We start from the raw sequence: 11,948 nt of genomic DNA, 5'->3' as shown, positions 1-11,948 counted from the left end.
GCGGCCCCACCTCCACCGGTGGCCCTATTTCCGGGGGAATGCCGTCAGGTCAGGCGGACCAGCAGGGCATCCAGCATGCGGTCGCAGGCCGCAAGCTGGTCCTCGGCGATGAACTCGTCGGGTTTGTGGGCCTCGCCGATGCTGCCGGGGCCGCACACCACCGTGGGCATCGACAGCCGCTGCTGGAACAGTCCGCCTTCCGTGCCGAAGGAAATCTTGCCGGTGCTGTTGCCGCCGGTCAGCGCCTTGACGAAGGCCACGACCTCGGCGGTGCTGTCGGTGTCGAGCGCCGGATAGCTCGACAGTTCGGCGACGCTCAGCCCGGCGGCCGGGAAATCGGGACGCAGGCGCCGGACGATGGCATCGGCTTCCGCCTGGATGCTGTCCAGCAGCGGACCCACCGGGTCCTGCGGCAGGTGGCGGATTTCGAAATCGAGGCGGCAGCGGTTCGGCACGATGTTCAGCGCCTCCCCACCCTGGATGATTCCGGCATGGATGGTGGTCCAGGGCACGTCGTAGGCATCGTCCTGCGCGCCATCGTCTTTCAACTGATCCTGGATGCGGCGCAGCCCGGTCAGCAGGTCGCTCGCCATGTGGATGGCGTTCAAGCCCTGCGGCGCCAAGCTGGAATGGCATTCGACGCCGTGGCATTCGGCACGCAGGGCGGTCTTGCCCTTGTGGGCGGTGACCACCTGCATGCCGGTCGGCTCGCCGACGATGCAGAAGCGCGGGCGGACCGGCAGTGCGGCCATCATCTCGATCAGCCGGCGGACGCCGAGGCAGCCGACCTCCTCGTCATAGGACAAGGCCAGATGCAGGGGCTGCGACAGGGACCGGCCGGTGGCCTGCTGATTGGCGGCGCGGTCGAACAAAGCAAGGGCGGCGGCGATGAACCCCTTCATGTCGGCAGTGCCGCGGCCGAACAGCTTGCCGTCCCGGCGGGTCAGCCGGAACGGATCGCTGGTCCATGCCTGACCTTCGACCGGGACGACGTCGCTGTGACCGGAGAGCAGGACGCCCGGACGGTCCGCCGGCCCCAGCGTCGCGAACAGGTTGGCCTTGCGCCCGTCGTCGCTCGGCACCAGCCAGGTCGCCACGCCGGCGGCTTCCAGCCTCTCCTGCACCCAGCGGATCAGGTCGAGGTTGCTTTCGCGGCTGACGGTGTTGAAGGCCACCAGCCGTTCCAGAATGTCAATGGTCGCCGTCATCGGAATGTCCCTGTTCGTTCTGGGCGTAGCTCAGGCGGCTTGCAACCGGTCGACGGCACGCCGCCAGCCGGTGCGGATCGCATCGGCATCGACATGCCGGCCGTTTCGGACCACCAGCCGCCCGGCCGCCACCACATCGCGCACGGGATTGCGGGCGCCGGTAAAGACATAGGAGTCGAGCAGCGTGTCGTCGCTGCGGCCGTAGAGACGCGGGTCGTCCGGGTCGAGCACGACCAGATCGGCGCGCTGCCCGGCCTTGAAGCCGCCTGCCGGCTCCGGCTGCCCCAGAGCCTGCGCGCCGCCGGCCACCGCCGCCCGGTAGAGGGCCGCACCGGTCGAACTGTCCGGATGCGGTGCCAGCAGATTGCGCCGCCTTGCGGCCAGCCGTTGCCCGAATTCCAGCAGGCGCAACTCCTCCGCGGCGTCGATGATGACCTGGCTGTCGGACCCGATGCCGAACCGGCCGCCCTGCGCCAGGAAATCGCGCGCCGGGAACAGTCCGTCGCCGAGATCGGCCTCGGTCGTCGGGCAAAGCCCCGCCACTGCCTGCGATGCCGCGATGCCCGCCACTTCGGCGGCGGTGACATGGGTCGCATGGACAAGGCACCAGGACGGCCCGAGCCAGCCGCGGTCGAGCAGCCATTCCACCGGCCGCCGCCCCGACCAGGCGAGACAGGACTCCACCTCCGCCGTCTGCTCGGCAACATGGATGTGGATCGGCGCCGTAGGATCGAGCGCCGCCATGCCGTCCAGCGCCGCCGCCATCGCGTCGGGCGACACCGCGCGCAGGGAATGCAGGGCCAGACCGGTGCGATGCCCGCCGGGCGCGGCGCGGCAGGCCTCGGCGATGGCGAGCAGACGGTCCGGATCGTTGAGGAAGCGCCGCTGGCCCTCGCCCGCCTGCTGTCCGCCGAAACCGCCCTGGGCATAGAGCACCGGCAGGTGGGTCAGCCCGATACCGGCGACATCCGCCGCCGCCAGGATGCGCATCGACATCTCGGCGGCATCGGCATAGGGCCGGCCGTCGGCATCGTGGTGGAGATAGTGGAACTCTGCCACCGACGTGTAGCCGCGCTCCAGCATCTCGGCATAGGCCATTGCCGCCACCGCGTGGAGCCCGTCGGGATCGATGCGGCGGACGAAACCGTACATCACCTCCCGCCAGGTCCAGAAGCTGTCCTCGGCCGGGCCGGCCCGCTCGGTCAGCCCGGCCATCGCCCGCTGGAAGGCGTGGCTGTGCAGGTTGGGCATGCCGGGGATGACCGGCCCGGCGGCCCGCTCCACCCCGGCGGGCGGCGTGTCCAGCCCGGTTTCGATGGCGGCGATCAGCCCCTGGGCGTCGAAGCGCAGCAGCACCCCCGACGCCCAGCCGCCGGCCAGCAGCGCCCGGTCGCAGAAAAGCCAGTCGAGCCGGCGGGCGGCGGTCATCGCTCCATGCTCCCTATTTCCATCACGCGATTGTTTTCACTTGGCGTCGAAATAGCCGGCCTGGATGGTCTTGCCGATCAGGTTGCAGATGATGCGGCCGGCGGTGATCGCGGTGATGCCGTTGAGATCCTTCTTCGGCGTGATCTCGACGATGTCCATGCCGACGACGCGGCCCTTGGCAACCAGCCCGTGGATCAGCGTGCGGATCTGCGGATAGGTGACGCCGCCCGGCGCCGGGCCGTTGACTGCCGGCATGATGGTCGGGTCCATGCCGTCGGCATCGATGGTCAGGTAGTAGCGGCCGCCGTCGGGAATGCGGTCGAGCACCGCCTTCATCCCGATGTCCTGCAACTCCACGTCCGGCACCAGCACCGCGCCGTAGGCAATCGCCGCCTCGACCTCTTCCGGCCGGGCGCTGCCGGCGGAGCGCAGGCCGATCTGGAAGATCTGGCCGATGTGGTCCATCTCGGCGGCGCGGCGGATCGGGCTGGAATAGCCGTTGCGGGCGCCGTTCACGTCGTCGCGCCAGTCGAGATGGGCGTCGATGTGGACCAGCGTGATCGGCCCCTGGTCGTCATAGGCGCGCAGCACCGGGATCGGGATGCCATGGTCGCCGCCGATCACGATGGGCAGCATGCCCTTGGCGAGCATCCGGCGCACCACCGCCTCGGCATTGGCGTAATGCAGGTCGAGGTTGCGGGGATCGGCCTTCACGTCGCCGCAATCCACCACCTTGATGTCCTTGCCGCCCAGCAGCGGGCCGCCGATGTCGAAATCCCAGCGCTCCAGCTTGCGCAGCGCCCGCTCGGTGTAGCGGCGCACCCAGGTCGGGGCGTTGGTCTGGTCGTTGGTCACCTCGTCGATGGAATAGGGATCGCCGTAGGGGATGCCGAGAATGCCGATATGGCCGTCGAGCTGGTCGAGGTCGGTGCAGACCGGGAAATCGAGGAAGCTCTGCAGCTCGCGGCGCGGCGGGTTGGTCAGGCTGGTGCTCATGGTGGCGGTTCTTCTTGTCGGTTGGCTGGACGGTTGGCGGCGGGTCCGGAGCCTCAGGCGTCCGGGATCACCGCGATCGCATCGACCTCGACCACCCATTCCGGGCGGGCGAGCGCGCTGATCACGAGGCCGGTCGACACCGGGTGGACGCCTTTCAGCCACTTGCCGATGGTGCGGTAGACCGGCTCGCGATAGCGCGGGTCGGTGATGTAGACGGTGATCTTGCAGATGTGCTCCAACTGCGAGCCGGCCTCTTCCAGCAGCATCTTGATGTTGGCCATCGCCTGTTCGGTCTGGCCGGCGGCATCGCCGATGGCGACGCTCTCGCTGGTGTCGAGATTCTGGCCGATCTGGCCGCGGACGAACACCATGGTGCCGCGGGCGACCACCGTCTGGCACAGGTCGTTGTCGATCGTCTGCTCGGGATAGGTCTTCTTGGTGTTGAACTGACGGATGCGGGTGTGGACGGTCATGGTGGAAAGTCCCGGCTCGGTTGAGGGTGGGTGATCGAAAGGCAAGGGGACGGCGTCCGGCGCCTCCATTCGGGAGCGCCGGCAGGGTGGCCGGTGGGACGGAACCCGGTCAGTGCCGGGTGTCGCCGTCGGCCAGTTCGGGGAAGACCGCGGCACGTTCGGCCAGCGTCGCCAGCGGGATGTGGCAGGCGATGCGGTGGCCGTCGGCCGTCTCGTGGACGGGCGGGGCCTGCTCGTCGCAGACCGTTCCCAGCTTGCGCGGGCAGCGTCCGGCGAAGACACAGCCCCGCCCGCCGGGGGCGGGGGCCGCATCCTCCAGCAGGATGCGCGGCGCCTCCTGCCCGTCCTCCGCCAGCCGCGGCACGGCGGACAGCAGCGCCTCGGTGTAGGGATGGTAGGGCGGGCGCAGCACGCGGCCGATGGGCCCTTCCTCGCAAATGGTGCCGCCATAGACGACCAGCACGCGGTCGGCGATGTGCGACACAACGGCGATGTCGTGGGTGATGAAGAGATAGGACAGGCCCATCTCGTCGCGCAGCTCGGCCAGCAGATTCAGGATGTTGGCCTGCACCGAGACGTCGAGGGCCGACACCGCCTCGTCGCAGACGACGAAGTCCGGATCGGTGGCGAGCGCGCGGGCGATGTTGACGCGCTGGCGCTCGCCGCCGCTCAGCTCGTGCGGATAGCGGTCGGCATAGGCGGCCGGCAGCCCGACGCGGGTCAGCAGACTGGCGACGGTTTTGCGCCGCTCCTCCGCATCCGCCCGGCCGGCCAGAACCAGGGGCCGATCCATCGCCGCCCCAACCGTCTTGCGCGGGTTCAGCGACGCGGCGGAGTTCTGGAAGACCAGTTGGGCGCGCCGGCGCAGGGTCTGGTCGCCGCGCCTGACCTGCTCCGTCAGGTCGGCGCCGTCGAACGTCACGGTGCCGGCGCTGGGTTCGGTCAGCGCCAGCAGGGCGCGGCCGATGGTGCTCTTGCCGCTGCCGCTCTCGCCGACCACCCCGACAACCTCGCCGCGGCTGACGGTGAAGGACACATCCTCCACAGCCACGGTGCCGGCCCGGCGCAGCCAGGGCAGGATGGACCGGCTGGCGCCATAGATCTTGCGCAGATGATCGACCTCCACCAGCGGGGCGGAGCGCGGCTGCGCCGCTTTCGGGCCGCGGGCTTTGCCGGCATCCTCGTCCGGCCAGGGCGTGCCGGCCAGCGCGTCGGCCTTCCAGCAGCGCACGCCGTCCCCGCCACCGTCGGTCAGCATCGCCTGCGGCTGGCTGCGGCAGATCTCCTCGGCGAAGGGGCAGCGCGGAGCGAAGACGCAGGCGGCGGGCGCCCCGGACAGCTTGGCGACGGTGCCGGGGATCGACGGCAGCCGGTGGCGGCGCTCGGCGGTGATGCGCGGCAGGGCGGCGACCAGACCCTTGGCATAGGGATGGGCCGGGCGGGACAGCACGCGGCCGGTCGCCCCCGTCTCCACCACCACGCCGCCATAGAGGACGGTGACGGTCTGGCAGATGCGGTTGACGATGCCGAGATTGTGGGAGACGAACAGCGCGCTCAGCCGGTGGCTGTCGCACAGCTTCGCCAGCAGGTCGATGATGCGGGCCTCGACCGTCACGTCCAGCGCCGTGGTCGGCTCGTCGAGGATCAGCAGCTTCGGTTCGCAGCCGAGCGCGGTGGCGATCAGCGCCCGCTGCTGCATGCCGCCCGACAGCTCGTGCGGGTAGGCGGCGGCGACCCGGCGCGGATCGCGGATGCCGACTTCGGCCAGCAGATCCTGCACCCGTGCGGCGGCCTGCCGGGGGAGAGGCCCTTGTGCTGGATCAGCGGTTCGGCGATCTGGTGGCCGACGGTCAGCGCCGGGTTCAGCGAGGTGAAGGGATCCTGGAAGACGGCGGCGATGCGGTCGCCGCGCAAGGCCCGGCGTTCGGACGGCGACAGGCGGCGCAGATCGATGCCGTCGAACAGGATCTCGCCGGAGTCCACCCGGCCGCCGCCGCCCAGCAGGTCGAGGATCGCCATGGCGACGGTGCTCTTGCCCGATCCGGACTCGCCGACCAGACCCATCACCTCGCCGGGGCGGATGGCGAAGCTGACGTCGCTGGCGGCGCGCAGCGTGCCGCGGGCATTGCCGTAGCTGATGGTCAGGCCGCGGACATCCAGCAGCGGCGCCGGTTCTGGCGCGGTCGCCGGGCTGACCACCGGCGGAACCGCCGGACGGGCTTGCGGAGCGGTCATCATCTCAGTGCGCTCCCGTGTTGCGCGGGTCGAGGAGGGCACGCAGCCCGTCGCCCAGCAGGTTGATGCCGATCACCGCGGTCGCCAGCGCGAAGCCGGGGCAGAGTGCGATCCACGGCGCCTGTTCCACGAAGGGGCGCGCCTCGCTGATCATCAGGCCCCAGTCGGAGGAGGGCGGCTGCGCCCCCATGCCGATGAAACTGAGCGAGGCGCCGAGCAGGATGGCGAAGACCACGCGCAGGCTGGCTTCCACCACCAGCGGCGGCCAGATGTTCGGCAGGATCTCGTGGAACAGGATGTAGGCGGCGCTTTCCCCGCGCAGGCGGGCGGCGGTGATGAACTCCTCCTGCATCAGCTCCAGCGTGATGGCGCGGGTCAGGCGGACCACCTGCGGCACATAGACGATGCCGATGGCGACGATGGCCTTCCACTGCGCCGGCGGGGTGACCGCCAGAACCAGGATGCCCAGCAGGATCGGCGGGAAGGACATCAGCACGTCCATGGCCCGCATGATCGCCTCGCCGGTGCGCCCGCCCTTGTAGCCGGCGATCAGCCCCAGCGGCACGCCGGCCAGCAGGCTCAGCGCCGTGGCGGCGACGCCCATCACCAGCGAGCTGCCGGTGCCGACCAGGGTGCGGCTGAACACGTCGCGGCCGAACTCGTCGGTGCCGAACCAGAATTCGGCTCCCGGCGGCTGCAGCCGGCTCATGATGTTCATCTCATCATAAGGGTAGGGGGCGATCCAGGAGCCGGCGACGGCGGCCACCACCAGCGGGGCCAGCAGGACGATGCCGACGAGGAGAGAGACGGGCAGGGACGGCAGATGCCGGCGTGGAACCGATTGGACGGGAGTCGCGTCGGTCATCTCAGGAGGCCCTCATGCCGTGGCGGATCTTCGGGTTCACGAAGGCGTAGAGCAGGTCGGCGGTCAGGTTGGCGAGGCAGTAGGCGGCGGACACGATCAGGATCGTCGCCTGGATCAGCGGCAGGTCGTGGCGCTGGATGGCGAACAGCAGCAGCCGGCCCATGCCGGGATAGGAGAAGATCGTCTCAATCACCACGACGCCGCCCAGGATCAGGCCGAAATCGATGGCCAGCACGGTGATGGTCGGCAACAACGCGTTCTTCAGCGCGTGGCGCAGGATCACCACCGATTCCGGCATGCCCTTGGCGCGGGCGAACTTGACGTAGTTGGTCTGCAGCACGTCGATCATGCTGGAACGGGTCAGCCGGGCGATGCGGGCCAGCAGCATCAGCACCAGCGTCACGACCGGCAGCACCAGATGCGAGGCCCAGGGCAGGAAGCCGTCGGCGATCGGGGCGTAGCCGCCGGTGGGCAGCAGCTTCATGTAGCTGCCGAAGACCAGCACCAGCACGATGGCCCAGAAGAAGTCCGGCACGGCGATGCCGAGATAGGAGACGCCGGAAACCAGCTGGTCGGTCAGCTTGCCGCGCCGCACCGCCGCCAGGACGCCGAGCCCGATGCCGACCACCGCGACCACGAACAGAGCCACCACGGCCAGCACCAGCGAGCGGGCCAGCGCCTCCATCAGGATTGGGCCGATGGGCTGTTCCAGCACCAGCGAGCGGCCGAGGTCGCCCCGCAGGATGCCGGCGGCCCAATGCCCGTACTGGACGATCAGCGGCTGGTCGAGGCCAAGCTTGACCGCGATGGCGTCCACCACCTCCTTCGAGGCGAACTGGCCGGCGATCATCGAGGCGACATCGCCCGGCATCGCCTGCGTCACCAGGAAGATCAGGACCGACATCACGGCCAGGACCAGCGCCAGATAGACGAGACGGGTCAGTGTGTAGGCGAACATGGCAGCATCCCCTGCGGGAAGAGGAGGGGACCGGCCTCAGGCAGCCGGCCCCCGAACGACCCCCAAAACGACCTCAGTCGACCGACACGTCGCGCAGGTCGAGGAACATCATCGGGTGCGAATGGAACCCGTGGACCTTGGCGCTCAGACCGTTGATATGGTTGATGACGTAGGGGATGACGCCCGGCAAATCCTCCACCGCCAGCGCCTGGACCTGGGTATAGAGCGCCTTGGCCTCATCCTCGCTCTTGGCCTGGCGGGCGCCGTCCAGCAGCGTGTCCATCTTCGGGTTGGAATAGCTCCACAGCGCGGTGTTCCACGATCCGCGCGAGTGGTACCAGGGATAGACCGACGTATCGATGGTCGGGCGGCTGAAGAAGCCGTCGATGTAGAAGCCGGCCTTGCCCTCGATGTCTTTCAGGAAGACGTCGAATGGGACGCGCTGGACATTGACGGTGATGCCGGCCGGCTTCAGCAGCTCGCGCACGGCGAGGCCGAGACGTTCGCGGGTGGCGCGGCCGGCCGGCGTGTGCAGCGTGACCTCGAAGCCGTTGGGATAGCCGGCCTCGGCCAGCAGCTTCTTCGCGCCGGCCGGGTCGCCCTTGGCGATCTTCAGGTCCTTGTTGTAGTAGGGATGGCTCGGCGGGATCGGCGAGTGGGTCGGCGTGCCGTTGCCGAACAGCGCGATCTGGGTGATGGCCTGCTTGTCGAGTGCCATCGCCACCGCCTTGCGCACGCGCGGGTCATCGAAGGGCTTCACCGTGTTGTTCATGATGACGCCGTCCCAGGTCGAGGTCGGGACGGAATCGATCTTCAGCTTCGGGTCGCCCTTGACCTTCTCGATGGCCTCCAGCGGAAGGTTCCACACCAGATCCAGTTCGCCGGTGGTCAGCGCCGCCACCTGGGCCGCCGATTCCGGCAGGATGCGGACGATCACCTCGTCCAGCTTCGGCAGGCCCGGCTCGAAGTAGTTGGCGTTGCGCTTCAGGACGATGCGGTCGCCGGGGGCGAAGGACACGAACTCGAACGGGCCGGTGCCGACCGGCTTGGAAGCCAGCGTGTCGATGGCGTCGCGCGGCACGATGCGCGCCTGACGCTCGCCGAACAGTTCGGCGAAGCCGGCATAGGGGCTTTTCAGCTGGAACTGGACGGTCAGCGGGTCCAGCGCCTTCATCGACTCCACGATCTCGAAATTGACGCGGGCGGTCGAGCCGGTCGCCTTGTCCTGGATGCGGGCGATGGTGGCGACGACGTCCTCGGCCTCCAGCTCGCGGCCGTTGTGGAACTTCACACCCTTGCGCAGATGGAAGGTCCAGGTCTTCAGGTCGTCGCTGCGCTCCCAGCGTTCGGCCAGATCGGGCTTCACCGTCATGTCATGGCCGATGACGGTCAGGCCGTTGAAGATCAGATAGGCGGCAACATACTCCTGGCCGCCCTTCATCTTGGCTGGATCCAGCGTGTTCAGGTTGGAGTCCACCGAGACCTTGAGCGTGCCTGCGGCCTGGACCGACATCGCCGTCCCGGACAGGAGGATCGCCGAGAGCACAGCCCGTGCCACCAAACGTCGCATCATCATGAAAGCCCCTCTGTTTGCCGGCCCTTGCGGCGGACCTTGGTTCCTGCTTGGCCAAAACGGTCTCACAGGGCCGCGGCCGGAGGAAAGGATGCCGGAAGGGCGACGAACCGGGCAAGGAACGGGCTAAGATTTGGGCAAAGGGCCGGGGCGGGCAAAATTTGTGCAGCGCACTCCCGGAGAAATCCCTGGTTTCCTTATGTTTTTTCCGGGATGGTTCGTCGGATCAGCATGATGAAAATACGGGCCGCTCCCAGCGGAGCGGCCGGGCAGCATGATCGATATTCATCGACATCATGAGCAGGCGCCATGGTGCGTGGGGTCGAACAGGCGCGACAGGCTGCCTTCGGCCTCGAGCCGGTACAATTTTCGATGGAGGCTCTCCGCTGTTTCGGCCCCGACGGCGCGGGCGGCGCAGGTGCGGAATTTGGCCGCACGCTCCGTCACCGACAACGGACGGGCCATCGTGCCGCGTGCCGAGGCGCAGAAGCGTGTGTGGCGCTCTCCCGTCCTTGTCTCGACGCTCACCTCCGCGCCCTCGGGGGCGGTGCGGGCGCGGTCGGGATCGGCGTTCCAGTCCGGATCGGCCGCCATGGAGACGCATCCGATGGCGTGGCGCAGATCCGGGTCGGTGAGCGTCGCATCGTCCAACTGCTCCAGCGTCAGCGTTCCGTACAGCATCGCGCAGGCGACGGCGAAGGGCAGGCTGAAGCGGGCCTCCCCCGGTGTCGCCGGACACTGATAGGTCAGGTTGGCGGCCACCACCGGCGGGACGCGGCAATGGACGCTCCGGATGTCCTGCGGTTTCAGGCGATGCTCCGCCATCAGGTCCCGCACGGCGTCGATGGCGGCGTGGGCGGACAGGCAGACCGGATAGAGCTTGGTGTCGATGCCGGGATCGAGCAGGCGCCAGCGCCGGCCGAGCCCACCCAGGGCGGCCGGATCGAAGCGGCCCGCCGCCATCAGCGCTGCGAAGCCGCGCGGATCCTCCACCACCCCATGGGGCACGGTCAGGCCCCGCGCGGCCAGCCGGGCGGCGCGCACGCCGTTCGCTGCGGCCTGCGCCGCCAGCAGCGGCTTGGCTGCGGTGCCGAAGCAGGCACGCAGACCGCCGGTTCCGCAGAGGGCGAAAGCGATGGCGTCCGCCGCCGTCCGGCCGTCCAGTCCAAGCGCCTTGGCGCTGGCGGCCGCAGCGCCGATGGTGCCGAATAGTGCTGTGGTCCACCAGCCGTCATGGTACACGCCGTTGCCGACCGCCTCCGCCAGCGCATATTGCGCTTCCGCACCGGCGACGACGGCGGTGAGCAGATCGCGTCCCGTTCCCCCGGCCTCCTCGACCATCGCCAGCGCTGTCGGCACCAAGACGGCGGAGCCGTGGACGAAGCCGGCATAGCTGTTGTCGTCGAAATCCAGCGCATGGGCGGCTGCGACATTGGCGAAGGTGGCCCCCTCGGCGCACAGGCGGCCTCCGGCCAGCAACTGCGATGGCCCGGCGGCATAGCTCGCAAGCGCCTCGTCGGCCGCCAGCCGGGCAGACGCTTCGCCGGTGCCGGCCAGCGCGACCCCAAGCGTGTCGACGATGCAGTCCAGCGCCACCGCGGCGACCGCGTCAGGCACATCGCTGCGGCGCAATCCGGCCACCCAATCGCCGATCCGCCGGGCTGCGGCGATTGGCGGAGTGGGGTCGTCGAAGGGAGATGTCATGGCAGGAGCCCCGGCGTGATTGCAGACAGGCGATGAGGCTGCCGCGGAAACCTGTGCTCCGGTCAGTTGGAAAAATTTCTTTCATGGTCGGGATGAGCTGCATTCATGCCCGGAGCCAACATAAGATAGTATGCAATTATCCCGAACCGTCGCAGATCGGAGCCCCATGCATCACCGAGACTTTGACCTGGGATCCCTGGAGGTCTTCGTCGCCGTCGCCGAACTGGGCAGCATGACCCGCGCCGCCGGCCGGCTCGGGCTGACCCAATCGGCCGTCTCTCATGTGGTGCGCCAACTGGAAACCGCCTTCGCCACCCAACTGCTCGACCGCAGCATCAGGCCGATGGCGCTGACGGCGGCAGGGCAGCGGCTTTGGCACTGGAGCAACCGCATCCTGACCGATGCGCGGCAATTGCCGGCGGCAATCGGCGGCACGGATGGCGCCTTCATGCCGGAACTGCGCATCGGCTGTATCGACACGCTGGCGGCGCCGTTCATTCCGCGGCTG

Annotated in this window: 11 protein-coding genes (1 of these 11 only partly in view); 1 reads left to right on the top strand and 10 read right to left on the bottom strand. The window is 68.9% G+C overall.

Annotation, left to right across the window (positions count from 1 at the left end):
• Positions 1–44: 44 nt before the first annotated feature.
• From argE to ACWPN8_RS19885, 10 genes are all read right to left on the bottom strand, one after another.
• The gene (argE, locus tag ACWPN8_RS19930) at positions 45–1,208 is read right to left on the bottom strand and encodes an acetylornithine deacetylase (RefSeq protein ID WP_492241978.1); all 1,164 of its coding nucleotides are present in this window, start codon (positions 1,206–1,208) and stop codon (positions 45–47) included.
• A 30-nt stretch (positions 1,209–1,238) separates the two neighbouring features.
• The gene (locus ACWPN8_RS19925; RefSeq protein WP_492241977.1) at positions 1,239–2,636 is read right to left on the bottom strand and encodes a formimidoylglutamate deiminase; all 1,398 of its coding nucleotides are present in this window, start codon (positions 2,634–2,636) and stop codon (positions 1,239–1,241) included.
• Positions 2,637–2,672: 36 nt separating this feature from the next.
• The gene (locus ACWPN8_RS19920; protein WP_492241976.1) at positions 2,673–3,632 is read right to left on the bottom strand and encodes an agmatinase; all 960 of its coding nucleotides are present in this window, start codon (positions 3,630–3,632) and stop codon (positions 2,673–2,675) included.
• Positions 3,633–3,685: 53 nt separating this feature from the next.
• On the bottom strand, positions 3,686–4,105 hold the full coding sequence (locus tag ACWPN8_RS19915; protein WP_109451692.1) for a RidA family protein: 420 nt from the start codon (positions 4,103–4,105) through the stop codon (positions 3,686–3,688).
• A 109-nt stretch (positions 4,106–4,214) separates the two neighbouring features.
• Positions 4,215–5,885: a dipeptide ABC transporter ATP-binding protein gene (locus ACWPN8_RS19910; protein ID WP_492241975.1), complete on the bottom strand. Its 1,671-nt coding sequence runs from the start codon at positions 5,883–5,885 to the stop codon at positions 4,215–4,217.
• Positions 5,786–6,343 carry an ATP-binding cassette domain-containing protein gene (locus ACWPN8_RS19905; RefSeq protein ID WP_492241974.1) on the bottom strand — a complete coding sequence of 186 codons (558 nt, stop codon included), beginning with the start codon at positions 6,341–6,343 and terminating at the stop codon, positions 5,786–5,788. The genes ACWPN8_RS19910 and ACWPN8_RS19905 overlap by 100 nt, the downstream gene beginning before the upstream one ends.
• A gap of 1 nt (position 6,344) precedes the next feature.
• Entirely contained in the window at positions 6,345–7,205 is an 861-nt protein-coding gene (locus tag ACWPN8_RS19900) for an ABC transporter permease (RefSeq protein WP_109451687.1), read from the bottom strand.
• Between the two features lies 1 nt (position 7,206).
• On the bottom strand, positions 7,207–8,163 hold the full coding sequence (locus tag ACWPN8_RS19895; RefSeq protein WP_098738323.1) for an ABC transporter permease: 957 nt from the start codon (positions 8,161–8,163) through the stop codon (positions 7,207–7,209).
• A 73-nt stretch (positions 8,164–8,236) separates the two neighbouring features.
• The gene (locus tag ACWPN8_RS19890; RefSeq protein ID WP_492241973.1) at positions 8,237–9,739 is read right to left on the bottom strand and encodes an ABC transporter substrate-binding protein; all 1,503 of its coding nucleotides are present in this window, start codon (positions 9,737–9,739) and stop codon (positions 8,237–8,239) included.
• 291 nt (positions 9,740–10,030) lie between these two features.
• Positions 10,031–11,440 carry an MmgE/PrpD family protein gene (locus ACWPN8_RS19885; protein ID WP_492241972.1) on the bottom strand — a complete coding sequence of 470 codons (1,410 nt, stop codon included), beginning with the start codon at positions 11,438–11,440 and terminating at the stop codon, positions 10,031–10,033.
• A 166-nt stretch (positions 11,441–11,606) separates the two neighbouring features.
• Here ACWPN8_RS19885 and ACWPN8_RS19880 point away from each other — a divergent pair, with 166 nt between their 5' ends.
• A protein-coding gene (locus tag ACWPN8_RS19880) for a LysR family transcriptional regulator (protein ID WP_098738325.1) crosses the window boundary here: on the top strand, positions 11,607–11,948 show its start. It continues 615 nt past the right edge of the window; the window shows 342 of its 957 coding nt (coding positions 1–342); the start codon lies at positions 11,607–11,609; its stop codon lies beyond the right edge, outside the window.

The organism is Azospirillum sp. UENF 112521 (assembly GCF_058780665.1).
This window is presented reverse-complemented; position numbering and strand designations above follow the sequence as displayed.